Origin of the sequence: Pseudoalteromonas sp. C8, assembly GCF_011378685.1 — a bacterium.
Lineage (GTDB): Bacteria > Pseudomonadota > Gammaproteobacteria > Enterobacterales > Alteromonadaceae > Pseudoalteromonas > Pseudoalteromonas arctica.
Genome location: NZ_WTKT01000024.1, coordinates 1 through 26223 on the forward strand (window position 1 = coordinate 1; position 26223 = coordinate 26223).

At 37.3% G+C, this 26223-nt stretch carries 17 protein-coding genes; 12 read left to right on the forward strand and 5 right to left on the reverse strand.

All coding sequences use genetic code 11. The features are described 5' to 3' along the window. Positions 1-161: 161 nt before the first annotated feature. The gene (locus GQR39_RS18105) at positions 162-3098 is read right to left on the reverse strand and encodes a TonB-dependent receptor (RefSeq protein ID WP_165736268.1); all 2937 of its coding nucleotides are present in this window, start codon (positions 3096-3098) and stop codon (positions 162-164) included. A 652-nt stretch (positions 3099-3750) separates the two neighbouring features. Here GQR39_RS18105 and GQR39_RS18110 point away from each other — a divergent pair. After that, entirely contained in the window at positions 3751-6048 is a 2298-nt protein-coding gene (locus tag GQR39_RS18110) for a hypothetical protein (RefSeq protein WP_165736269.1), read from the forward strand. 347 nt (positions 6049-6395) lie between these two features. Here the strand turns inward: GQR39_RS18110 and GQR39_RS18115 are convergent, their stop codons facing one another. Together GQR39_RS18115 and GQR39_RS18120 are read right to left on the reverse strand one after the other, a co-directional pair. After that, positions 6396-7097, reverse strand: a complete 702-nt coding sequence (locus GQR39_RS18115) for a metallophosphoesterase (RefSeq protein ID WP_165736270.1) — start codon at positions 7095-7097, stop codon at positions 6396-6398. 215 nt (positions 7098-7312) lie between these two features. After that, positions 7313-7561: a YfhL family 4Fe-4S dicluster ferredoxin gene (locus tag GQR39_RS18120; protein ID WP_010554958.1), complete on the reverse strand. Its 249-nt coding sequence runs from the start codon at positions 7559-7561 to the stop codon at positions 7313-7315. Between the two features lie 259 nt (positions 7562-7820). Between GQR39_RS18120 and GQR39_RS18125 the strand changes: the two genes are divergently transcribed. Beyond that, positions 7821-9494: a hypothetical protein gene (locus tag GQR39_RS18125; RefSeq protein WP_165736271.1), complete on the forward strand. Its 1674-nt coding sequence runs from the start codon at positions 7821-7823 to the stop codon at positions 9492-9494. Between the two features lie 122 nt (positions 9495-9616). Further along, positions 9617-11179, forward strand: coding sequence for a tyrosine-type recombinase/integrase (locus tag GQR39_RS18130; protein ID WP_165736272.1), 1563 nt, complete (start codon positions 9617-9619; stop codon positions 11177-11179). A 41-nt stretch (positions 11180-11220) separates the two neighbouring features. Here the strand turns inward: GQR39_RS18130 and GQR39_RS18135 are convergent, their stop codons facing one another. Together GQR39_RS18135 and GQR39_RS18140 are read right to left on the reverse strand one after the other, a co-directional pair. Beyond that, complete coding sequence (locus tag GQR39_RS18135; RefSeq protein WP_165736273.1) at positions 11221-12309, reverse strand: cell division protein FtsZ; 1089 nt, start codon at positions 12307-12309, stop codon at positions 11221-11223. A 74-nt stretch (positions 12310-12383) separates the two neighbouring features. Then, on the reverse strand, positions 12384-13358 hold the full coding sequence (locus tag GQR39_RS18140; RefSeq protein ID WP_240918222.1) for a WYL domain-containing protein: 975 nt from the start codon (positions 13356-13358) through the stop codon (positions 12384-12386). A 191-nt stretch (positions 13359-13549) separates the two neighbouring features. On the opposite strand from GQR39_RS18140, the gene GQR39_RS18145 reads away from it, so the two are divergent. From GQR39_RS18145 to GQR39_RS18185, 9 genes are all read left to right on the forward strand, one after another. Beyond that, on the forward strand, positions 13550-14263 hold the full coding sequence (locus GQR39_RS18145) for a hypothetical protein (protein ID WP_165736274.1): 714 nt from the start codon (positions 13550-13552) through the stop codon (positions 14261-14263). 155 nt (positions 14264-14418) lie between these two features. Next, on the forward strand, positions 14419-14658 hold the full coding sequence (locus GQR39_RS18150) for a hypothetical protein (protein WP_024611833.1): 240 nt from the start codon (positions 14419-14421) through the stop codon (positions 14656-14658). 32 nt (positions 14659-14690) lie between these two features. Then, a complete protein-coding gene (locus GQR39_RS18155; protein ID WP_165736275.1) occupies positions 14691-17171 on the forward strand; it encodes a class I SAM-dependent DNA methyltransferase in 2481 nt (826 codons plus the stop codon). After that, positions 17168-18541, forward strand: coding sequence for a restriction endonuclease subunit S (locus tag GQR39_RS18160; protein ID WP_165736276.1), 1374 nt, complete (start codon positions 17168-17170; stop codon positions 18539-18541). The genes GQR39_RS18155 and GQR39_RS18160 overlap by 4 nt, the downstream gene beginning before the upstream one ends. Positions 18542-18543: 2 nt before the next feature. Beyond that, positions 18544-19209 carry a DUF4433 domain-containing protein gene (locus tag GQR39_RS18165; RefSeq protein ID WP_165736277.1) on the forward strand — a complete coding sequence of 222 codons (666 nt, stop codon included), beginning with the start codon at positions 18544-18546 and terminating at the stop codon, positions 19207-19209. Then, positions 19209-20273, forward strand: coding sequence for a macro domain-containing protein (locus GQR39_RS18170; protein ID WP_165736278.1), 1065 nt, complete (start codon positions 19209-19211; stop codon positions 20271-20273). Before GQR39_RS18165 ends, GQR39_RS18170 begins: the two co-directional genes overlap by 1 nt. A gap of 132 nt (positions 20274-20405) precedes the next feature. Then, positions 20406-22169: a DUF262 domain-containing protein gene (locus tag GQR39_RS18175; protein WP_165736279.1), complete on the forward strand. Its 1764-nt coding sequence runs from the start codon at positions 20406-20408 to the stop codon at positions 22167-22169. A 149-nt stretch (positions 22170-22318) separates the two neighbouring features. Continuing rightward, positions 22319-25471, forward strand: coding sequence for an HsdR family type I site-specific deoxyribonuclease (locus GQR39_RS18180; protein ID WP_165736280.1), 3153 nt, complete (start codon positions 22319-22321; stop codon positions 25469-25471). Then, positions 25471-26202, forward strand: coding sequence for a SprT family zinc-dependent metalloprotease (locus GQR39_RS18185; RefSeq protein ID WP_165736281.1), 732 nt, complete (start codon positions 25471-25473; stop codon positions 26200-26202). Before GQR39_RS18180 ends, GQR39_RS18185 begins: the two co-directional genes overlap by 1 nt. The last annotated feature ends 21 nt before the right edge of the window (positions 26203-26223 follow it).

The following is a 26223-nucleotide window of genomic DNA, read 5'->3' on the forward strand; positions in this document are numbered from 1 at the left end:
TATACAAATAAAGGGCTGCAGAGCTTTTTTTGCCTATTAAACAACCAACATATGAGCAGTTAAACTACGTGCATACATAAAACTACAATATTAGGTGCTGTTAGGCTAAGCCAACTACATTTTTTAGTTGGCGTTTAATAAAGTATTACGTATGCAGTTAATTAAAAACTATAATTAAAGCCTGCGTAATAGCGTCGCCCTGAATAGCTTGAGTTAAGTAATCGTGCATCTGTATCATCACCTAAACGCGTTACCGATTCCGACTTAGTTAAATTAATAACAGCAGCTGTTAAGCTTAGCCCTTCATACAAATTAACCGATGCATTAACATCAACTTGCTCGTACGGGTCTTGATATACATTTAACCCACTATTAAGGCCTAATACTGTCTCCCCTCGTTTGTTATATGAAGCACGTATATTAAAAGCGTCACCTTCATAATAAACAGAGGTGTTGTACTGATACTTTGCACTGCCTATTAATGCCGACTGACCAAACTCTTCACCATTTACTGTTACATCTGCTTTATTGGTTTTGTTATAGGTGTAATTTGCGTAAAAACCAAAGCCATTATCAAAGGCATGCTGGATAAATACTTCCGCGCCTTTAGATATTGCATCGGTACCATTACCTACAGTGCTATACGGAGCTATATTAATGGTTCCTGCATCTACTATATTATTTTTACCGGCAAAGTTTTGCTCTACATCAATTACCAATGGCACAACAAAGTTATCTACTTTTTTATGAAAAAGCGCCAATCCAATAGCAGAACCCTCGCTGTAATAATACTCAATAGATAAATCAGCTTGCACCGATTCAAATGGCTTCAAGTTTTTATTACCACCACTGCCGCTAAAACCTGGCTGTTCATTAAATGCAGCTCTATCATTTGCCCATTCATCCGATACAAACGTAATACGCTGCTGCGCACCTAAATCGCTGTAATCAGGACGAGACATTACTTTTGCTATTGCCGCCCGAATAACTAAATCGTCAGTTGCATCCCACGCTATATTAAAGCTTGGTAGTATTTGAGTGTCTTCGTTTTCTTGAGTGACTAATTGATAGTCTTCTACAAAGCGTGCGTCACCAGTTACTGGCTCGCCTGTTTCGTCATTTGTGTGATCTAATTGGTAGGTATATAAGTCAGTAGATGAAGTAAGTGTTTTTGTTTGCACAACACGCACGCCCAAATTACCTCTTACTTCACTAAACTCAAAATCACCTTGAATATAAAAAGCAGATATTTTCTCTTCAATGTCGTAAACAAAGTTATCTTCAATACGTGTATAAGGTACATAGCTAGCAGTGACCATATCGCGATATTTATCCCAGTCGATACTTGGCATTTGGTTTATACCAAAACCACCAACAATATTACTCTCACTAGTAAATACATTTTGAGCTAATGGCATTCCACCATTCCATTGGTAGCTGTCGAAACGCGTAATACCTTGCTCGCTTGCTTCGCCTGCAGCTATGTTGAAATTGGGATCTAAAAAGAAAGTATTACCAGTTTCACGATGAAGACTTGAGTTACGGTATTTAACACCGGTTCTAATTGTTTTTAAAAAGCCCCAATCAACATAAAAATCCACATCAGCTTGGTAATAATCTTCCTCAAGCTCACTGCGTACAAAACTTGAATTTGAAGAGCCCGCATCACGACCGCCTCCAATTCCACTTTGCAAGTTAGCTAGTGTATTTGGGTCAATATTAAGTGATACATTATTTTGCTCTAGTGACCAACCAGCCGTTTGAGCAGCATTTTGAATAGTAGTGGCGTTTTCACCCGCGTTTGAACTTTTATATGCGGCTTCCCAGCTTTCTTCCGGCCCCCCTTCTGATTTTGTATTACCAATTACAAAGCGCGCTTTAAAATTATCACCTTCATAAGTTAAATTAAAATCAAAGGTATCGGAGGTGGATTCTTCACGTACATAACTGCCGCGCATCCACGGAAACTGCATATCACTTTCAATACCGCTTGCCATCACATCGTATTGCATACCAGTAACAATACTCCCCGACCCATCAAGATTTACACCAGTTAAAAAATCAGAATTTAAAGACCACTCAGGTATATCAATCACAGATTCTGTTCTGTCTTGACCGAGTGTAAAGCCAAAGTAATTAAATCCAAGCTCTAAACGATTTGTTGGTCGCCATTGCGTACTAAATTGAATTCCTTCGCGCTCACGTTTTTCGTTAAGAACTGAACCTCGCACAACTTGCGGAAACCAAACACCATCGTAACTATTACCGCCTGCATCATTAATAACATCCCAACCATTATTGTTATCAACTGCGTTACCGTTTATATCTGTAGGTTGCCCAGTGCCAGTATAGCGCCACACATTGGCATCAGTAGCGCCCGAAAGCGTTCTGTTTGTTCGCTCCTGATATGTATAGCCAACTAATATACCAAAATTTTCGTCGTCATTTTTCCATGAATATAAACCCGTAAACTGCGGTTCGTACTCTTTTGTAACATCAGCGTAAGTACTCTCTACATTAAATACACCTGAGTTTGCATCCATACTCAGAGGTTTTCGGCTATGCATTAATACAGTACCACCAACCCCACCTTCATCTAAGCGTGCTTCTGGCGATTTATAAACCTCTACGCTTTCAATCATTGAAGACGGTAACAAAGCATAATCAAACGAACGCGAAGGCTCCCCCGGGGAAGACGCAATAAAATTACCATTAAGCTGTGTAAAGGTAAGTTCTGATGATAAACCACGAATACTGACAGACGAACCCTCCCCACCATCACGCTCAATTACCACACCGGGTACACGCTGAAGAGAGTCTGCTACATTTTTATCAGGGAATTTTCCAATATCTTCCGCGGTAATTGCATCAACCACAGAGCCAGACATACGTTTTACATCTAAGTTTTCGGCCATACTTGAACGGATACCACGTACTTCTATTACTTCCATGTCTTTTTTTATTTTTGCTTCATCGGTTATTTCTACACCGAATGCATTGGCGCAACCTATCGCCGATAAAATAGAAAGACACAATGTTGATTTTGAAAGTTTAGACAAAGCGTGTACTGAGTTATTATTATAGTTAAGTGCTGTCATAGGAAGTGCTATTCCGTTTAAAGCTGCTTATGTTGATTCAAGCAAGTTAGTTAATCATTCTGCGGCGATCAAATTGACGCAAAGAAAAAAATTTTGCTAATTTTATACAACCAAACTTAATCTTTTATTAACGGGGGCTTAAAATTAGAGGAATCGCTTTGATAAAAATCTACTTAATGTAACTACTTTTAAACTAAACATCTCAGATCAATCTTAAATAGCAGTGTGTATAACAATACGCCTAAGTTTAAGCAAAACTAGATATACCTTATTGCGAACGACTGATAGGTATAGGATATTAATTTTACGACTTTTAGATGACCTTAAATAAAGATTTTCATGTGAAAGCACACCTTTATATCTAAGCTGCTCCTTATTTTAAAGGATGCTAAGTAGATCTTCTAAAAGATATAGACTAAGGTTAATTAAAGAACTTTATGACTGATAAAAATCATTAGTGCAATACTAAAGAACCACTTTTAAAAGTGGGAGAAAAGGAGTTTTTACTTTTAATAATCGTCTTAATTAAGTCACACGCTAAACCACTACTAAATATAACTAGTTATATATCGTTGTTTATTCAATGTTTTGTATTTTAATACTCGCTTGGATGAATATTCCTAATAAATTAACTTTGAATAGGAGCTTATTTATGAAAAGTAATATTAAATTAATCATTACTGTATTTTTTATTATTTGGTTTATTAATGACAGTAATGCCCATAATGCAAAATCTAACTTTGATCTAGATGATAATGGTTTATATGATGACCACGAACGTAATTTATTACTTGATTTTCTTGGGAATAAATATCCAGAACTAAATGCTAATTATGACACCAATAATGACGGTAAAGTAACAGTACTAGAGCAAACTACTGGTCGACTCCCATTATCGCTGCGTATTCCCAAACGGGCAATTGATAGCACAACTAAAGTTCCTTGGGCTTTAAACCTTTTTCCTGAGTGGCTTATGTCTGCTTATTTTCAAGAAGACACTGAAATAGGTAATGTGATAAATCACCCTTCACGCGGGACTATTGTAGCTAATGCAACGCAAACAAATTCTTCCCTTCAGCCTTTAAAAACGACAAAGAAAAACGGTATTGAATTTACGGAGAATTCTGGGCAATATTTAATAATGCCAGGTCAGCGCGATGCTAGATGGAATTACAGATGGATGCTTTTTACATTTAGGATCGATGCTAATACAGGTAATAATGCCGAAACTATTTTATTAGATATTAATCATGGTGAAGGTTCAAATAAATCATCTCCTAAAGTCTGGTATAACAAAACAAACGGTCTAAGTATTCAGTATGTCGGTCTAAATAAGAATGGTCTTGATAAACGAATTATGACCACTAAAAATGGCGTGGTCGCAGATGGTAAAACATGGAATGTTATTGTTGCCGGGATCCGCTATGGTCAAATGTTCGCCTCCGTAAATGGTACATTAATATCTAGTGAAGCAGTCCAACCAGATCGCTTTTCAGGCGAGTGGATTAGTAATACTTCCTCATACATTGGCGATAAAGATATTGGTAATATGGCTTGGGCATATGATTCATTAGTATTTGGTTTAACTGAACCATCAGAAGCTATGGTTCAAAAAATGACTGGCTGGGCTGCTTATCGTCTTAGTACTAATAAAGCGTTATTTAGTAATGGAATATCTTCAATTGATCTCCCTAACAAGCATCCATATAAAAATATTAGACCTGTAATGGATGCTGAAGACTTCCCTTATCGTTATATTCATAATGAAAAAGAATGGACGGCTTGGGGAAGCTCTATTGATACCTCTGAAGTACGCATTAATGGTGGTGGGGAACGTGTAGCTACAGACGACTTTGAAAGGGTATTTTATGATGACTTTCGTAATAACCGAGTAAAAGCGAGTTTTAGTGGTGAATCTGACCTTTGGTCTGCCCCTGGGTTTAATCCGGCAGTTGGCGCGAGTGCTCAGCTGATGCCTCCTAGTGAAACATTTAATGTTTATCCCCATGATGAAGATGAAAAAAAACAATCTCTTTTGCTACGAAAACAAAACGAAAGATGGAAAGCAAGTGCTTTTTATAGCGTGAATGATCTTGGCCATGGCTATACTTGGACTGGCCCAAAAATTTTTCGCATTCGTAGTATGCTTCCTAAAATAGACAAAAATGATTTGCCTGGGGGGTTATTTCCAGCATTTTGGTCTTATAATCCTGATTTTTTGTTTTGGCGAACAGCAAACCGCATCGAAGTAGATTGGTTTGAATTCGATGGAAAAAATGGAGCTTGGTTAAACGGGCTTTCTTCTCATTACCACTATGCTCACGTACCAAACATATTTGCAAAAGATGACTCTAGTTATAAAAGTTACAAAGCATATTGGGGGGAGCTGACGGAGCAAAAAAGCAAAATTGAAGGTGGTCTTGAATTTTGGGATGGCCAATATCACACCTGGGAATTTGTTATTGATAATGACATGACTTATATAAATGTGACTATTACAGATGAAGCTGGGAATGATAAGTGGGTTGAAATTGGTCGTGTACCAACCGCACCAACCTATCTTGAAAGGCTTGATTTGCAACTCGACTATGCGCTTAGATCTTACGATGGAAATCCGACGAGCGGTCAAGAAAGCTTCACCATAGACTCTATTGAAGTACTACAAAAAACATCTGAAATAATGCAAGTTCCAAAACCCTTTACCAGTAGACCAATTATTACAGGGGAAAAAACAATTGGAGACACCATAACTTGCCATGCTAATTTACAAGATATTACAGATATTCGTTATTATTGGTTTGCTGATGGTTATCCATTAACATACACAGCAACTAATACCTACGATATTACGAGTGAAGAGTCTGGGAAAGAAATTCGTTGTATGGTAAAAGCGGTTGGCGCACTTAACATGCCAGAAGCTTGGACTAAGAAAATAGCTATAGCAGAATAATATTGATGATGTATGGGTTATAACGGAGCTTGTATATTTACTTACACAAAATAAACAGCTATTTACTCCGTAATTTAAAATCTAAATAGCTCTTTCAGTAAAATTTAACCATTAAAGAACTGCTATTCTTTAATGGTTAAATTTTTCAAACTGGGGATAATTTGATCTTTATAAAAAGTTTAAGTTGCCTGGAAAAGCTTATACCGCAGCTATTCGATATTTATGTAGTTATCATTTTCTGATCGCTTTTTAAAGTACATATCCACGCTTAGTATCCTTAGTATGGTGCAAAAGAGTACTTTACTGAAAATTAACTTATATGAGCTCAACAACCAACGAACTTTATACTAATTATCTAATTTATTAATAACATCAGAGAGTTCTAAGAGTGTCGGCTTTCCTCCTAGATAATTGGTATCTATATGATAACTATTACCCACCCAAAAAGGTGCTTTAGTTGAGTTATGTCCATGTATTGTAAAGTCGACTCCATGACTTTTAACTACCTTATTTTGTTTAACTACTTCACGATCCCACAATAGAGACTGGACAATCACCGACTTATCATCAGGGTAATTTTCCCAATCCCACGATTGTGAAAATGTATGAGACAACCCAATTTTATAGCCGCGATATTCAAGTACTATTGAAAGCGGTTTAGTTAGTAACTCATCGCACATAACACTGAGCTTTTCTCTCGATACCGACTTGTGCCAATTGCCACCATTGTCAGTCCATAATTTAAAAGCCGCTTTATCATTACTTAATAATGATTCCAACATTAAATGCTCATGATTACCTAATATCATACATGCCCTAATGGCTTGTAAGTATGTAAATAAGTCATATGTTTTATCCCCGCGATCAACAAAATCGCCTAGGCAAAACAAAGTATCTCTTTCAGGGTTAAAATTTACGTTATTAAGTGCGTTTTTTAAGGCAGGTAAATCACCATCAAGATCGCCAATTACAAATACTCGGCACTCATCATTAATAAATATTGTTCGTTTTGGAGATACAGCCTGAATAGCGTTAATACCTATATCCAAAATAGACTCCTATAGAATGCAATCTAAAACTTAGATTTATACTTGAGTTTATAAAGCCTTAAGGTAACACAATATAGTTGATAATTAATGAAGGCAATGAGATTTGATTGAAACTAAAAATGCATGACTGCGGGCTTTAGCTACAAGCTAAATAAGTAATGTAGGTAGTGCTTTTAACCTATAGTAAAAGCGGCTTAGCAAAATACCTGAACAAGTTATAAGTTAGTCAACAGCACAAACTTATCAGCCAGCTCATCTAAACTTTCACGCTTATTAGGATCGGGCTTTATGCAGTCAATTGGACATACACTTACGCAAGTAGGTTTATCGTAATGCCCCACACACTCAGTACATTTGTTTGCATCTATTTGGTATATCTTCGCGCCCATATAAATAGCCTCATTAGGGCATTCTGGGTCACACATATCGCAGTTAATGCATTTGCTATTTATGAGTAGAGCCACTTTTTAGCCTTTTCAATTAATATCATTATAAAACAAAAAGATAGAGTTAAACTAAATGTTTTTTGACTACTTTTTACACAAGTCCAGTTCAATAATAAACCTTTATTTTTCTTTAAATCGTAGCACACATTCGTAACACACCATTTTATTTTTAGGTGTAAATTGCAGCCACGAATTATGCCTATTTTTCTCTGTTGCTTTGTTGATCTCAATCAATAAAAATCGCCGCAAGGCCTTTATTTATATAGGTTATTACAAAGTGAAGCACTCTTTATCAACGCTTACCAAAGTTCAATACACGAAAGCTAAACTAGAATGGAACCAGCTCAAACCTCCATTTTCTATGCAGCACATAAATCGGTGTGCTACGCTGGCTCAAAATATCATATTTTTTGAAGAAAAAAGTGCAGATAAACAAAGCCTTAGACCTAGTCGGACTAAAAGATTATCGAAATACGAAGCACAACACCATATTCGACTAATTTTCACCAAGTCTGGCACCGCTATTTTCTACTCTAACTTCCCAAAATCATCTGGTATAGCGAATACCAAGTTAGGTGAAGCACCTGAATTAACAATAGCAAAAGCGCGTAAGCTCACTGAACAAATGAAATATGGCGTTTTAAATAATCATAATATTAAAACTGTGTTTGATGCTTATGAACAAAGCTTAATAGAGCGTCATAACACCGCACCCACTAAATTTGCAGCTTCATCGCTCAGAACATATCAATGCAGAATAAAAAAGCTCAGGCATCATTTCCCACTTAAGCGTGCGTTCCAATCTCTTACAGCTGGAGAGTTAGAAAAGATTGTAGATTTAATTATCCAGGCAGAGTCCAACAACCAAGCAATTGAGCTTTTTGCACAAATTAGAAGGGTATGGCGATTTGCCAAAAACAAATTTAACTCAGGTAAAAACCCAGCTGCTGATATCGATGACTTTTACGTATCTGACCGTGTAGAAAGCCCCCGTCCTTGCCAAGTTTATACAGACTTAGATTCGATAGCTGAATTATGGATAAACCTCGCATCGGCCCCAAATGTACATCAAAAAAATGCTGCGCGATTTATGATTTTGACAGGCATACGCCCTATTAATATTCCACAAATGAAGTGGGAGTGGCTCAATAGTATCGACTTTCCAACCTTAATTACCTTTCCGGCATCTGTTGTTGGGGTTCGTGGAGAAATGAAAAACCAAAAAGAATATAAGCTGCCATTAACCAAGGCCATGCGCGCCATTATTTTAGAGCAGAGAGCCTGGATGGAAAATGCATTACCCAACTGTAACCCTGATCATATATTTCTTCAGCCTCGCGATCTTAACAAACCATTTGCTAAAAGGTCGCTGGATAAGATCATTAAAGATTATTCACCTGTTGATGCAGTAAAAGGAGATAAAAGAAATATTGTAATGAAAGGATCTGCAGGTGCATTTTGCACAATGTGCCGAAGCTTTTTTAAATCCAACGCAAAAGCGATTATGGTTGCCAACGGCTATCATTTTAAACACGCAGAAGAACTCACCAGACTCGCGCTTCATCACCTCAGAAAAGAGGACGATCCAAACGGCTTGAATTATGATAAATCTGAAGAGCTATTTGGCACTTCAACAAAGCTAAAATTTAATGTATTCAAAATTCATGAAGCCAGTATTTTAAAAAGAGCGAAAGAACTCGAAAGCCAAAAACTCAGACTTACAGGTATGCAAAGTAAACAAGCTAAAAACCTTAAAGAAAACAACCAAAAGAAAGCCCTGAGAGATAGGATTAAAGATCATCTAGTTTATAAACGAGGTTATGTAAACTTCATTAATCAGCCTCTTGGTGATACGGGCAGAGTAGCAAAAGATTTGATCTTAACCGAAGAAGGAAGAGCTGTTGTTGAGAGGTATTTAACTGACCAAGAAGCTAAAGCAAAAAATAATTAAAAAAAGTTTAATTTCGACTTACCAAAGTTTTTGTAAAAAAAATTAATTTCATATCATTGCCTTATTAGAGCGATACCTCATCAGTTATTTGATGATTTTAACTTTTTAAGGCTTATATATTAATGGCAACATCAGTATTAAATTCAATAAAACCATGTGAGGTCACGATTAAAAGTCGTGACCTTTACATGGCTGAATTTAATGCATTTAGGCCACCGTATAATGACGAGTCAATGGAAGAGCTAGCCAGCCTTGCGACTATTATATTAGCGCAGGACAAAGGTAGAAGGCTTTCAAAATATCAGCTTAAAGATCAAATAAGAATTGTATTCCAGCATGATGGCATTATTAAATTTTTTACTCATTTTAAAAAAGAACATGGCATAAAAAACACAAAGATTGGTGATTCTAATAATATGAGTTTTTCAGCAGCAAAATTAAAAGCGGCCGAAATATACAAAAAGAACACCTCTAATTACACATTCGAATTTGTAGTGAGTAAACAAATAGAAAACTTACAGTCAATAAATAAACATAGCCCTAGCAAGTTAGCTGAAACCACAGTAACAACATACACCTCTTACCTTAATGCAATTCAAAATGCCTTTGGTAAAAATACATTATTTCAAACTATTACGCCTGAGATAATAGAAGCAACGCTTGACCAACTACTAACAGAGAAAAGTGGTCCGCATGTGGCTAAGTTATTCGAGCAGATGAAAAAACTGTGGGTGTTCGCAAAAAATAAATATAATAACGGCACTAATCCATTCCTAGAGATAGACAATAATTATATATCTTCTCGAACGGCGAAGCCTATTCCTTGTAAGGCATATACTGATATATCTCTAATTTCTCAGCTATACATAAACCTAAAAACAGCTAAAAATAATACATTAATAAATGCTGTTCTGTTGATGATGTTTACAGGGCTAAGGCCCATAAATATTTGCAACCTACGTCTATCGTATATAGATGATTTAGATAATCCTAAATTTTTAACGTTTCCTGAAACAACCCATACAGCTCGCGGAGCAATGAAAAACCAAAAAGAGTTTAAAATACAACTCACACCCGAGATGAAAAAAGCAATAAAGCAAGAGTTAAAATTAAACCCAGACATAAACCGCACCTACTTATTTTGCAAGGTTAAAGACGACTCAAAACCCATCAGTAAAGAGAGTTTAAACCGAGCACTTAAATATCATGCACCAAAAAACATGGTAGCGGCCTCGCGAGATAACATAAATATAAAAGGCTCTGCCGGAGCATATCCAACACTACTTCGCAGCTTCTTAAAATCGCACATGAAAGAAGTGCTAACTAAAAAAATTGGGTCATCAACAATTGCTGAAATTGAGTCTAAAAAAATGCTCCATCACTCTGTTTTAGAGCACGATCCAATGAGTAAACATTATGACCACTCGAATAAAATATATAACACTGATATTAAAGCACTTTATAAAAACTTTTCCCTATTTGAGAAGGAAATACTTAAAGAAGTAAAAATACAGGCTAAGTTAAAAAACAAAACGACTAAAAAATCATTTTTAAAATTAGATTATTCAAATAATTTCATCGCCAAAGTCAAAAGCACAGTAAGTGCTTATTCCACTATCTGGGGTAATATAGTTCAGCAAACCCAAAAGCTTAAAAAGCGCCGTCCTTTGCAAATATTAGAGTAGCGCTCACATATTGCTATACAGCGTTGTCGTTATTTACAAACCTATAAAGAGCTTTTACTAGGTGGTGCAGATTGATTTCTTATAAAAGCAGGAATATCAAAAATATCAGATGCTTTTGGTTTAGTGGCGACTACTTTAGAACTTGACTCATTTTTAGTGTCATCAAGTATCATTTTTGAACTCGCGCCCGTAGCAATAACTAGCAGCTCATAATTGGTTGCTAAGGTTTCTATTTTTGATACACCGCAAATAACCAAAGCATTTGAGCTTACTTGCTGGCGTACTGTATCGGTAATGAGATTATAACTACCCAGTGAAATTTCATCTTTGCAATTTACTTGTATTATTACACCCGTACTTGATGACATATCAACTTGATTAACAAGCGGATTGTTAAGTGCCCCATCAAGCGCAGTAGTTAGCTCGCTTTCTTCATCGCATTTACCAACACCTAGTACTGCATCACCCTGACAATCCATAATTTTGGCAAAATCATTTAGATCAACATTAATCAGCCCCTGAAAGCAAAGCATATCGATTAATGATTTTATCAGTGAATGAAGTATTTGGTTGCTATGCTTAAAGGCGTCAAATAAACCAATATCATTACCTAGCACTTCAATAAGTTGATCGTTTGGGAGAGTAATAACAGCATTAGCATGCTCTTTAAGCTCATTTAAACCTGCTTGCGCTATATTATTTCTAAACTGCCCTTCACTACTAAATGGTAATGTAGCAACAAATATAATGGGCTTACCTTGCTCACTAGCAAGTTGTGCAATATACGGGCTAGCGCCAGTCCCAGTACCGCCACCCAACCCTGTTGCACACAGAATTATATCGCAGCCATTAATAAGCGTTAAAAGCTGCTCTTTACTCTCTTCTGCCGCTTGTAGTCCAACTTTAGGGTCGGCTCCTGCACCATAACCATGAGTTAGCTCAGCACCTATTAGTACTGCTTCATCACTCTGTGTATGTTCAAGTACCACTTTATCGGTATTAACACTGTACAAGTGCGCTTGTTCAGATTCACGTTGTTCAAAAATACTGTTGAGCGTGTTACAACCGCACCCACCAATACCAAATACACCGATTGATAAACCATCATTTTGCTGAATTAATTGAAACATAACTACTCCTTAACTTTTAAAGGAGCATAACAAATAGGTGCGTCAACTTTTGACGCACCTAAGTTTGAAATTAATCAAAGGTAGTTTGTAGTGGCCGCTTTAAGCTTAGAAATAACTCTTTGCCTCAGTTTTTCCGGCTTAATCACTTCAAGCCAATGAGCGTATTTAAGCAACTCATCGGTTAATTGCTCGGTATCAATAGTTTGGTAGGTAAGTAATACGTTTTTTTCATCAATACTTTGCTTATCGGTCATCTCGCCAAGCTCAATAAATCCTTGATTAACCGCAGAGTGTTTGGGAGCTTTTACGATAAGCTCAATACACTCTTGGTTCATGCCTTTATTAATAGCACTGCGCAACGTTTTTAGTTGTTCAGTACTCGGTACTCTACGATTTTTTTGTAGTACATGTACATTACGAATGCGATAAACCGGCATTTGATAGCATTTATCGTGAAGCGACCCAACCATAAACTGCGCCATTAAAACGCCGCCTTGTTCAACTAAGTTGTAAAAACTCAACTCAGCAAACTTCAACCAATGTGCTTCATCGTAAAGTACCCTATAAAGCTCAGCGCTCACGACACGCTTATGCTTAATCGCATGCTCAATTTGCGCAACTAATTTGCTATCAATATTCACTTTTAAAGAAGGTTTTGGCAGGCTTGATAGCCAATCGGGCAAATGGCCATTAAAACGTTTAAGTGCCTGCTCTGCTTTAATACGTACCGACTGTTTAACATCTCTGGGGACAGATTGCGGTAGTAGTTGCTCTAGTAGCAGATAGTGCTCTGCAACTTCAGTGCTCATTACTTTTGAGTTGCTACCTCGCCACTGCGCATTGATAGACCAACCATACGGTTTACTTCGCATATCTTTTTCGAGACCGAAGCAGCCTTGCTCGTAAAGTGATTGCAGGTCACGTTGGAGCATGCGGGTTGATAATTCAACACCTCGTAGTGATAAGTTTTCTTGTAGCTGTTTGACTGAAATACTTAAAGGGCTTATAGGTATATATTCTAAAAGAGTTAGGTATCGTAAAGGTTTCATTTTTATTAGTCTTATAAGCTAGTAGAAAATTATTTAATTTTCATAATATGTTACTAATATCAATTAATTCAAATATCTAATTAAATTATTATATATCAAACAAACCTCTAATATAAATTGAAATTACTAGTACTTTTGTTACTGTAAGTACATTACAGGGTCGATTTTAAATATTTATAAAGGGAAATAATATGGGAATTATAAAAAGAAGAGGAAGCTCTACAAACGCAATTTTGGTCTTAGAGTCGCCTTGGGGATTAGATGAAAAAGACAATAACAGAAGCTCTGTCGTTCCTTTCATGCAAGGAATTGCAAAATATACCGGTGATACAGAAGTCTTTCATGCAAACTTTTACGATAAAAAAAGCTTTGATTACGCACTAGATTGTATCACCCGTGAAGGCTTCAAAAATACCATTATTTATATTGCTGCTCATGGGTATGAAGATAAAATTGGGAATGTAAAGGTTGATCATATACTTGGGGAAGTATCTTATATATCGAAACAACAAAACATAACAGGACTTTTGTTCGGCTCTTGTTTTATTGGAAAGAAAACCCTTGAAATGGAAGTGTATATTCAAGAATCAGGTCTTAGGTGGTGCATGGGATACGCTTCGTCATGCAATTGGCTTGAAGGCACTATGATAGACGCAGCAATAATTGGTGCAATGATCTCATTAGAAAACGGAGATTTTGAGTCACGAGATATAATCAATTCGGCCTTTGCAAATGCAATTGCTCCATTTGCAGATAATTTCATCATTGGCTCTGACTATTCTGGAGACAAAGTATCAATTCGAGACTCTCTTAAATTTGTTTGTCAACCTGAAGGAAAAGGACACAGAGCAAAAGATGTTACTGATGATGTATTTGAAATGGCAAACACTCTAAGGTTTGATTGATAGTAATGAGGCTTAATATTTATCAAATCAACATCCCAGTAAATCTATTTTTTACAATAAGTTAGCCACATAAAGAAAAACAATCATCAATCTTCACTTGCTTATTTAGCTAATTTATATAAATTAGCTAAATACTCTTCTCAAAGTACACTCTTATGAACGAGCAAGTGATATTCGATAATATCAAAACAGCGTTAAACAACGCGCCACGCAATCAGTTTACTGTCGAAATGCACCTACAAATGATTAAATACGCTGATAATCTAAAAAGCATAACCGCTAAAGAGTTTTGCCAAGGTGTAGGGTTAAAAGACAGTTTTGGCACTGAATTTTCAAAAATGCGCAACCTCACTCAACGACTCAAAGCCGCAGGCTTAAGCACCGACTTGCTCTAATAACGCTTTCAAAAGGATTAAACGAAACTCCAATGGCTATTAAAAAAACAGAACTCTATTCATCTCTTTGGGCAAGTTGTGACGAACTACGTGGTGGTATGGATGCCAGCCAATATAAAGATTACGTACTGACTATGTTATTTATGAAGTACGTAAGCGACAAATTTAAAGGCGACCCTTACGGCATGATAGTCGTACCAAAAGGTGCAAGCTATGACGATATGATTGCCGCTAAAGGCGATAAAGAAATTGGCGATAAAATTAATAAAATCATTTCAGCCCTTGCTGAAGAAAACGACCTTAAGGGCGTGATTGATGTTGCCGACTTTAACGATGAAGACAAGCTCGGTAAAGGCAAAGATATGATTGACCGCCTAACCAAATTGGTAGGTATATTTCAGGGATTAGACTTATCAACCAACCGTGCTGGCGGCGACGACTTATTAGGTGATGCTTATGAGTTTTTAATGCGTCACTTTGCGACTGAATCGGGTAAATCAAAAGGCCAGTTTTATACGCCATCTGAGGTTTCTCAAATATTAGCCAAAGTAGTGGGAATAACAAAAGATACCCCCCAAGATGCTACCGCGTACGATCCTACATCGGGCTCAGGTTCGTTATTATTAAAAGCCAGTGACGAAGCACCCCGAGGGCTGTCTATTTACGGGCAAGAAATGGATAACGCGACTAGCGCACTCGCTCGTATGAACATGATATTACACAACAATACAACGGCTAAAATTTTCAAGGGTAATACGCTTTCTGAACCACACTGGAAAGACGCAGATGGTCAACTTAAAACTTTTGATTTTGCAGTCGCTAATCCGCCTTTTTCAAACAAAAACTGGACTAGTGGCTTAACGCCAGAAAACGATTTATATAACCGTTTTACGTGGGGCATACCACCAGAAAAAAACGGCGACTACACCTTTTTACTACACATTATTAAAAGCTTAAAAAGTACCGGTAAGGGGGCAGTAATATTACCACACGGAGTATTATTCCGTGGTAATGCCGAAGCCACCATTCGTGAAAACCTAATCAAGCAAGGTTACATCAAAGGCATTATTGGCTTACCTGCTAACCTGTTCTACGGTACGGGTATTCCCGCTTGTATTATCGTGATCGATAAAGAACACGCGCAAAAAGCGGTTACTAATTTTACTGAAGACGATAAAAATCTACCGACCATTGAAGGTCGCTCTATTTTTATGATTGATGCTTCCAAAGGCTTTATTAAAGACGGCAATAAAAACCGCCTGCGTAGCCAAGACATACATAAAGTTGTTGATGTATTTAACAAAGGTTCACAGCTTGAACGCTTTAGCCGATTAGTACCGATTGACGAAATCGCCAAGAATGATTTTAACCTTAATATCCCTCGTTATATTGACTCATCTGAGCCAGAAGATTTACACGATTTAAGCGCACACCTTCAAGGCGGCATTCCGAACCGTGATATCGATGCGCTAGAGCATTACTGGCAAATATTTCCAAGCATTCGAGCGACTTTATTCAAGCCAGCGCCTGAACCTAAACGAAACGATTACAGCCTCTGTATGCTTGAAGCCAGCCAAGTTAAAAGCAGCATTCTTGCGCATCAAGAGTTTAAAGACTTTGCCAGCCGTAGCTTATTGCCATTTAAACAGTGGATACCAGAAGCTAAATTAAAAGATATTAAAGTGGGTGATAATCCAAAAGACTTTATCTTTAATATTTCAGAAAACTTACTGAATGCTTATGCCAATAGCGACCTATTAAGCAAATACGATATTTACCAAATTCTGATGGACTACTGGGCCGATACCCAACAAGACGATGTGTATGTAATAGCGCAAGATGATTGGCAAGCAGGTAATACCTTACGGGAGTTAGTGGCTAAGAAAGGCGAGAAGCTTAAAGAAACGCCTGATTTAATTATCAACAAAACAAAGTACAAAGCCGAGCTTATTCCACCACGCTTAATAGTTGCTCGTTACTTTGCAGGTGTTCAAGCGCAGGTTGATGCCCTACAAGCTAAACAAGACGAAGCCACTCAAGCCCTTGAAGGCTATCTTGAAGAAAATAGTGCTGAAGATTGTTTATTAACTGACGCCATGAACGATAAAGACAAAATCACCAAAGCCAGCGTTGCAGCACGAACCAAACTAGCAACAGATGTTGACGAAGTTAAAGCACTGAAACAAGCAACCAAGTTGTTTAACGCTGAAACTGCTGCTAAAAAAGCGGTGAAAGAAGCGCAAGAAGCATTAGATTTAGCTGTATTTAACCAATATCCAAAACTGACTATTGATGAAATTAAAACCCTGATTGTTGATGATAAGTGGCTGGCAACATTACAAGCTAATATTGTGGCAGAAATTGAACGTGTGACCCAACAAATGGCTAATCGTGTTAAAGAGCTGGAAGAGCGTTATAGCACACCGTTACCAAAGCTATCCAACTCGGTTGATGACCTTAGCGATAAAGTCGCAGACCACTTAAAAGCAATGGGCTTGGAGTGGTCATTATGAATGCTTTAGAACAAATCGTCCCTGACGGATATAAACAAACTGATGTAGGTGTTATCCCTAATGATTGGGAAAGTATCAATTTTGGAGAACTATTTGAACAATCAATTAGCAGGAAACCAATAAAAGCAAGTGACCCTGTAACGTTTATTGGGATGCAAGATGTCAGCGAATCAGCTCAATTGACTACCCCACAACAAAGAGTATTCGAACAAATTAAAACTGGCTTTACTTACTTCGAAAAAAATGACGTATTAGTAGCCAAAATTACACCATGCTTTGAAAATGGGAAAGGCTGCTATACAGATAAAATAACTACTCGTTTTGGCTTTGGCAGTACTGAGTTTCATGTACTTCGCGCTAAAGAAAACTCAGACGCTAAATTTATATACTTTTGGACTACTAGAAATAGTTTAAGGCAAGATTTAGAAGGTGAAATGGTTGGAAGCGCAGGTCACAGGCGAGTTCCTTTCTCTGCAATTCAAAACTATCTTATTCCTTGCCCTAGTAGCCGTATAGAACAAACCGCCATTGCCAATGCTTTATCCGATGTTGATGCACTATTAACGGAATTAGAAAATTTAATAGCCAAAAAGCAAGCGATTAAAACCGCCACCATGCAGCAATTGCTAACTGGCAAAACCCGTTTACCGCAATTCGCCACTTACACCGAAGGCGAAAAGCAAGGCGTTCCTCAAGGTAAGTGCAAAGGCACAAAACCTAGCGAACTAGGTGAGATTCCTGAAGATTGGGATGTTTCTACAATTGCTGACATATCTCTTGTTCCTATGCAAAATGGGCTATTTTATGAACCTGCACGAAAAGGAAAAGGTGTCCCGCTTATTAACGTATCAGACATGTATACTTCAGCTCCGATCTCAGTTGAATCGTTAGAGCTATTCAATGCATCGAAAACAGAATTAAAAGCGTTTAAGGTCAATGAAGGCGACTTGTTCTTTACTCGTTCATCTATAGTTCCTAATGGCATAGCATTCTGTAATGTTTTACCTAAAAGCGATAAGGAAGTTGTATTTGATAGCCATCTGATTAGAGTTAGAGTTAATCCTAAAATTGCAGATTATAATTATGTGTACCTTAACTGCTTGGCAAAACACTCAAGGCTACATTTAATAGCAAATTCAAAGACAGCAACAATGACAACTATTGATCAGAAAGCTATCAATTGTTGTCCTGTACTGCTGCCATGCAAAGAAGAACAAACCGCAATTGCCACTATCCTCTCGGATATGGATAACGAAATCCAAACGCTTGAACAGCGCTTGGCGAAAACCCGCCAAATAAAACAAGGCATGATGCAACAGCTACTCACAGGCCGCACAAGATTGCCATTTAAGCAGGCGAAGGAAGCTTAATCATGAGCTACGACTACAGTGCAACCCTTAACCCACAAAAAGCGCTGATATGGCGTATTGTGCATCGCAATAATATACCGTGGATTTTAGATAACGGCTTACATTGCGGCAATAGCTTTTGTGGCAATCGTCAGGTGCAATCACCTAATTGGGAAGCAATAGGTAGTTCAGAGTTGATACAGAAACGAGCAACTCATCCAGTACCTATTCCACCATTTGGTACTTTAAATGACTATGTGCCGTTTTACTTTACCCCTTTCTCGCCAATGTTACTCAATATTAAGTCGGGGCGAGGTGTTGTACAGAGGGCTAACGAAGATATCGTTATTTTGGTATCATCGTTACACAAAGTTGAACAACTGAACTTAGATTTTGTCTATACAGACATGCATGCATACTATCAGTGGGCGAATTTTTACTCTGATTTAAATAACTTGGGGAAAATAGATTGGCCTATTTTACAAACGCGAAATTTTGCTAGGGATCTAAATGATCCTGCTAAGTTTGAACGCTACCAAGCAGAAGCATTGATAAAGCAACATTGTCCGATAAATGCTTTAGTCGGTATAGTTTGTTACAACACGCAAGTTGAACAACAATTAAAACAACATATTCAACAGCGCAATATGAATTTGGACGTTATTGTACGTCCGGGATGGTACTTTTAATGATCACTTATACACAAGGCAATTTACTCGAAGCAGATGCAGATGCACTCGTTAACACAGTTAATACTGTTGGGGTTATGGGTAAAGGCATTGCATTAATGTTCAAAGAGCGCTTTCCTAAAAACATGGCTGAGTATGCTAGCGCTTGCAAAGCTAAACAAGTAAATACAGGCAAAATGTTTGTTACGCAAACTGGCGAATTAATGGGTCCGCAGTGGATTGTTAATTTCCCTACTAAGCAGCATTGGCGTGCAAAATCTAAAATGGAATGGATACAAGACGGCTTAATCGACCTTCGTCATTTTTTAGAAACCAATAATGTTAGCTCTATAGCAATACCGCCACTTGGCGCAGGACAAGGTGGATTGTCTTGGCCTGATGTTAAAGCGGAAATTGAAAAAACATTATCAGACATTGAAACCACTAATATTATTGTGTTTGAACCTACCAGCCAATATCAAAATGTGGCTAAAAAATCAGGCGTTAAAAAACTCACTCCAGCAAGAGCATTGGTTGCAGAATTAGTGAGACGCTATTGGATTTTGGGCATGGAATGTAGCTTGTTGGAAATTCAAAAACTCGCTTGGTTTTTACAAAGAACCATCGAAAATACAGGCTTGAAAAACGAATTAAAACTCAAGTTTGAAGCAAGTTATTATGGTCCATATGCCAATAACTTAGAACATTTATTGAATGCGCTTGATGGTAGTTATTTAAAGTCAGACAAACGTATTCCCGATTGCGAACCGTTAGATGTAATTTGGTTTAATGAATTAGAGAAGCAAAGAGTTTCAACGTACTTAAATACTGAAGCTAAAGAATATTTACCAGCATTAGAAGAAGCAACTGAAGTAATTAATGGCTTTGAATCTCCTTTTGGTCTCGAACTTTTATCTACAGTAGATTGGCTTGTTACTAAGCAAGGGTGTGATAGAACCGTTGAGTCGATTAAAGAAGGCATGGCCAATTGGCCTGCTGGCGCTAAATGGGCACAAAGAAAACTCAATATATTTAATGATAAAGATATTGGGTTTGCTTTAACCAGCTTACAAAGGCTTTCTTGAGTTAACTTGATTATTGTTTAATTAACTAAAACCATAGTACATCAAACTAACATAGAATATTTACTTTAGAAAATTCGATAATACAAATTTTAACGAAAACACTAGTGACAGGGATGATAAGGTTAACTATTAATGAGTGATGAGATACTAACAACTATTGATGAACTATTTGCAAAATATCAGTTTTCTATTCCTAATTATCAACGTTCATATGCATGGGAAGAAACTCAATTAGAACTGTTTGTTGAGGATTTACGTCATCAAATAAAAACTCAGGCCGTTGATGTTAAGAAGCCATACTTTATTGGTACGCTGTTATTACACAATAAATATAGCCAATATTCATACCAAACCGTCGATATAGTAGATGGACAACAACGCTTAACAACAACTTTAATTTTTATTGCGACTGCGCTGAAAGAGTACGCAGAAATTGAAGACTCTGATTTTATTAAGTCTAACTATATTTGTCATCCAGAGTTCGAACAAAAGTTCAAAACAATAACTAAAGATAATAACTGCTTTAGATCTGCTATTTTAGGTATTGATAATTTTGATGAAACACCAGACAGCCAATCTTCACAAAAACTCATTTTTGCTCGCGATTATTTTTGCAAACATGTAAAGCCTCATGAATGGTCAGCAATGATAAATCAACTTCGCGAGGCACAAGTTTTAGCTTATGTAATCGACGATTTATCTACTGCGACCCAAATTTTTGAGTTTCAAAATGACCGAGGGAAAAAACTAACTAACCTAGAGGCAGTTAAGAGTTTTTTGATGCACAACGTACATTTAAATTCAAAAAGCGCCTCTGAAAATAAACTAGAGTCGATTCATAGTAACTTTGAGTCTATTTTCCGTGATATTGAAGAGCTTTCCACATACCCACGAACACCTGAGGAAGACAGTATACTCTCTTATTACTGTGCAGCTTTTATACCTTGGACTGATAACGAATATTTACAACCCAAAAAGTTAATTAAAAAACAAATTAATGCTTTGGAACACAAAGGATCTGAGGCTATTGTTAGTTGGATTAATAGCTTTATCTCGAACCTAAAACAAACCTATAAAAATGTGTTAAGTATATATAAAAGCATGGATGAGCTTGCTGAATTTACTCACTTAGTTATTTTAAATCGCCTTGCACCTTTTTGGCCTCTGCTGATAAAGACCTATCACGAGGATGATTCAAACGGTAAAGTGCAATTTAAAAATGCGTGTCTTTTAATGGAGAAGTTTAGCCTTAAAGCTTATGGACTAGCTAACTTGCGCTCAAATGCTGGCAATTCTCACTTACTTTGGATAGCAAAAAAATTCGACAGCAGTGACCATAATTGGGGCTATGAATGGCTATTTGAAGAACTCTCCAATATGAGTAGTTGGTGGGATATACCAAAGCGTATGAAAACCAATATACAAAGCCCTAATTTCTATAATAATAGTAAACAATCAGCGTTATATATTTTATGGCGTTATGAGAACTATCTTCGCTCTGGCGGTAACAATCAAAACCAATGGTCGAAACTGTCATGGCGAGATATTGTTATACCTAAAAACAACGCAGAAAAACTGAGCCTTGAGCATATCGCGGCACAGAATAATGAATTATCAAAACATTTAGTTAGCTGGGATGTTGATGATGAAGCTGAATTTAAAGATATAGCTTTGCATAGGCTTGGGAATTTAGTTCTTGATAGTATTTCATCTAACTCATCGAAAAAAGATCATGCTTTTAATAAAAAATGGCAGAGGCTTTCAGAGAGCTCAACCTATTTGAGCCAAGGTGAGCTAAAAAAGTTTATTTCGCCAGAAACTAATACATGGGATATAGCAGCCATTAAAGATAGGCAAAGTAGCTTAACCATGTTTATTGAAAAGCACTGGGGCTAAATGCCAAGTTAGATATATTTGCTTGACCGTTGCTTGACTGGTTTGTCGAACAGTTCAATACAATACTAGTGCTATAAATTTAACGCTTTGAAAACAATGTATTTAAAGCCAATAATTTGCTTGATTGAAAGATTTTATAAGGATGTAGTATGAGTAATGTAGGTCAATTAGAACGAAAAACCCAAAACCGAGCAGTAACATTTTTCAAAGAGCAGCTTAATTACGACTATTTAGGTGATTGGGAATACCGCGAAGGCAACAGCAACATTGAAACAGCATTACTTACTAAGTGGCTTAAAGCCCGTGGAACACCTGAAGCGCTTATTAAGCGTGCACTGCGAAAATTAGACACTGCCGCAGCTCTAGGCGAAGGTAAAAAGCTCTTTGATGCTAATAAAGATGTATACCGGCTACTGCGTTATGGCGTAAAAGAAAAAGAAGGCACGGGACAGCAAAATCAAACAGTTTGGCTGATCGATTGGGAGAACCCAGAAGCTAATCATTTTGCGATTGCTGAAGAGGTAACAGTAAAAGGCGACCAGCTCTCACCTAAAAGAAAGCGCCCTGATATAGTAATTTATGTAAACGGCATTGCGCTAGGCGTAATTGAATTAAAGCGCTCCTCGGTATCAGTAAGTGAAGGTATTCGTCAAAACTTAGATAACCAGAAAAAAGATTTTATTCGTAATTTTTTTAGCACCATGCAACTGGTTATGGCAGGTAACGATACGCAAGGCATACGCTACGGTACAATTGAAACCTCTGAAAAATATTACTTAGAATGGAAAGAGCCAAATAGCACACAAGGCTTACCAGCTGCGGGGGTAACAGCAGACACCTTACTAGATACTCATCTTGCTCAATTATGCGATAAGCATCGGTTTTTGCAGCTCATACATGACTTTATTGTGTTTGATGCAGGCGTTAAAAAAACCTGTCGCCATAATCAGTTTTTTGGTATTCAAGCCGCTAAAAAACATGTAACAGCAAAGCAAGATGGTATTATTTGGCACACTCAAGGCTCAGGTAAAAGCCTCACTATGGTGTGGCTCGCTAAATGGATACGCGAAAACATAACGGACTCACGAGTATTAATCGTGACGGATAGAACCGAACTAGATGAACAAATTGAGAAGGTGTTTTCTGGTGTTGATGAAGAGATATATCGTACCCAAAGTGGCCAAGATTTAGTTGCCACCTTAAACCAACCTAACCCTTGGCTATTTTGCTCACTAGTGCACAAATTTGGCCGCAATGGTGAAGCTCCCAGCGATAAAGACGATGAAGAAGCGACAAAAGATTACCTAGAAGCACTGACTAAAAACTTACCCAATGACTTTGCTGCTAAAGGCAACTTATTTGTGTTTGTGGATGAGTGTCATAGAACGCAGTCGGGTAAGTTACACGAAGCAATGAAAGCGCTTTTACCTGAGGCTATGTTTGTTGGATTTACTGGTACACCATTAATGAAAAAGGACAAGAAAAAGTCTTTAGAGGTATTTGGCCCATACATTCACACCTATAAGTTTGATGAAGCTGTAAATGATGGTGTAGTACTTGACTTAAGGTATGAAGCTAGAGATATAGATCAGCATTTAACCTCTGATAAAAAAGTAGACCAGTGGTTTGCTGCAAAAACAAAAGGGCTTTCAAACCTTGCAAAAATGCAGCTCAAACAAAAATGGGGCACGATGCAAAAAGTGCTCTCGAGTAAATCTCGCTTAGAGCAAATTGTTAGTGACATTTTAATGGATATGGAGATCAAACCTGCACTCATGTCTGGCAGAGGTAATGCTATGTTAGTTTGCGCAAGCGTTCATCAGGCCTGTGTTGTTTATGACTTATTTAGTAAATCAGACTTAGCTAACAAATGTGCAATTGTGACTAGCTATAAACCAGCAGCAAGTACAATTAAAGGCGAAGAAACGGGTGAAGGTAAAACAGAAAAGTTATTTAAATATGCAACCTATCGCAAAATGTTGGCTGACTATTTTGAGCAACCGGAAGAAGAAGCAGCAAAACGCGTAGAAGAGTTTGAAAAAACAGTTAAAAAACGCTTTATTGAAGAACCTGGTCAAATGCGGTTACTTATTGTAGTAGATAAGCTATTAACCGGTTTTGATGCTCCTTCTGCTACCTACTTATACATTGATAAAAAAATGGCTGATCATAATCTGTTTCAAGCAATTTGCCGTGTAAATAGGCTTGACGGTGAAGATAAAGACTATGGTTATATTATCGATTATAAAGATTTATTTCGCTCATTAGATAAAGCGATTAAAGATTTTACCGCTGAAGCTTTTGATGGTTACGATGAAGACGATGTTGCTGGTTTATTAAAAGATCGCCTCAAAGAATCTAAATCTGATTTAGACAATGCATTAGAAGCTGTTAGAGCTTTATGTGAACCAGTAAAAGCACCAAGAAATACTAAAGACTTTATTCATTACTTTTGTGGTGAATCAGGAGTTGAACCAACAGATGAAAACGAACACAATGAAAAAGAAGCACTACGTTTAACCCTTTATCAAACCGTTGCCAAACTTATACGTGCGTACACCAATGTTGCAAATGAGATGGATCAAGCTGGTTATTCACTGACTGAAGCTGAAAAAATAAAAAAAGAAGTCGCTTATTTTGAGAAAGTTCGTGACGAAGTAAAACTAGCCAGTGGCGACTTACTCGAAATGAAACGCTTTGAGCCTGCAATGCGACATTTACTCGATATGTATATTCGTGCTGATGACAGCGAAATACTCATGGATTTTGAGGAACTTGGCTTAATAGATTTAGTGGTAAATAATAACGGCGCAGGACTTGATTCATTACCTGAAGGCATTAGAAATAATGAAGAATCGATGGCGGAAGCGATTGAAAATAACGTTAGAAAAACCATTGTTGATGAAAATCCTGTAAACCCTAAGTACTTTGAAAGCATGGCTACATTACTTGACGCTATTATTGCGCAGCGCAGAGAGCAAGCTATAAGCTACCAAGACTACCTAGAACAAATTAAAGCTTTAGCTAAAAAAGTTGTGAACCCTACAGGCAATAATGCCCATAACTATCCTGCTTCAGTAGATAGCCCTGCCAAACAGGCTATTTACGATAATTTTGGCAATGATGAAGTACTTACAAGTAAAATTGATACCGCAGTGCGCTACACAAAAAAAGCTGAGTGGCTTGGCGATAGGTTTAAAGAGCGTGAGATTGTTAATGCAATTAGGCAAGAGACAGCAAGTTATGAAGTCGATATCAATGAAGTTATGGAGCTTGTAAAAGCCCAAAAGGAATATCATTAGTGAATAAGGCTAATACTGAGGTAATACAAGTTGGCGGTATTGATATTGAAATTAACCGACGAGACATTAAGAACATCCATTTAAGCGTTTTACCGCCCAATGGCAAAGTTAGATTATCGGTACCTAATAAAACAAGTGAGCAATCCATTCGGCTTGCTATTGTTAACAAACTTGCTTGGATTAAAAAACAACAAGTTGACTTTGCAAAGCAAGAACGACAGTCAATCCGTGAAATGGTCAATGGTGAGTGTCATTATCTTTGGGGAAAAAAATACCGGCTAGCAATAAAAAAGCCTGAGGGTAAATTTACCGTTACCTCGAAAGGTAGCGGTCAGTTAGAGTTAAAAGTGAATGAGAATACATCACCCGATAATTGCCTCAAGTTATTAAACCGTTTTTATCGTGATGAAATGCAACGATCAATTGAAAAGTTACTGCCTTCATGGCAAAAAAAGCTTGGCGTAAAAGCAGACTCACTTAATATCAAAAAAATGAAAACCAAATGGGGCAGCTGTAATATTCAAGCAAAGCGGGTTTGGCTCAACCTTGAACTTGCTAAAAAGCCACCTGAATGTTTAGAATATATTTTAGTGCATGAGCTAATCCACCTACTTGAACGACACCACAATGAACGTTTTAAAGCATTAATGGATAAGCATATGCATAACTGGCGCGAGCGCCGAGACTTACTAAACAGCTTGCCTTTAGCTTATGAAGATTGGCAATACTAGTTTTTTTTACACGGAAAGATT

Bases quoted from the DNA above. Each gene is read 5' to 3' on its own strand.
- GQR39_RS18105 (WP_165736268.1), bottom strand. From the start codon at position 3,098: ATGACAGCACTTAACTATAATAATAACTCAGTACACGCTTTGTCTAAA.
- GQR39_RS18110 (WP_165736269.1), top strand. From the start codon at position 3,751: ATGAAAAGTAATATTAAATTAATCATTACTGTATTTTTTATTATTTGG.
- GQR39_RS18130 (WP_165736272.1), top strand. From the start codon at position 9,617: ATGGCAACATCAGTATTAAATTCAATAAAACCATGTGAGGTCACGATT.
- GQR39_RS18135 (WP_165736273.1), bottom strand. From the start codon at position 12,309: ATGTTTCAATTAATTCAGCAAAATGATGGTTTATCAATCGGTGTATTT.
- GQR39_RS18140 (WP_240918222.1), bottom strand. From the start codon at position 13,358: ATGAAACCTTTACGATACCTAACTCTTTTAGAATATATACCTATAAGC.
- GQR39_RS18145 (WP_165736274.1), top strand. From the start codon at position 13,550: ATGGGAATTATAAAAAGAAGAGGAAGCTCTACAAACGCAATTTTGGTC.
- GQR39_RS18150 (WP_024611833.1), top strand. From the start codon at position 14,419: ATGAACGAGCAAGTGATATTCGATAATATCAAAACAGCGTTAAACAAC.
- GQR39_RS18155 (WP_165736275.1), top strand. From the start codon at position 14,691: ATGGCTATTAAAAAAACAGAACTCTATTCATCTCTTTGGGCAAGTTGT.
- GQR39_RS18160 (WP_165736276.1), top strand. From the start codon at position 17,168: ATGAATGCTTTAGAACAAATCGTCCCTGACGGATATAAACAAACTGAT.
- GQR39_RS18165 (WP_165736277.1), top strand. From the start codon at position 18,544: ATGAGCTACGACTACAGTGCAACCCTTAACCCACAAAAAGCGCTGATA.
- GQR39_RS18170 (WP_165736278.1), top strand. From the start codon at position 19,209: ATGATCACTTATACACAAGGCAATTTACTCGAAGCAGATGCAGATGCA.
- GQR39_RS18175 (WP_165736279.1), top strand. From the start codon at position 20,406: ATGAGTGATGAGATACTAACAACTATTGATGAACTATTTGCAAAATAT.
- GQR39_RS18180 (WP_165736280.1), top strand. From the start codon at position 22,319: ATGAGTAATGTAGGTCAATTAGAACGAAAAACCCAAAACCGAGCAGTA.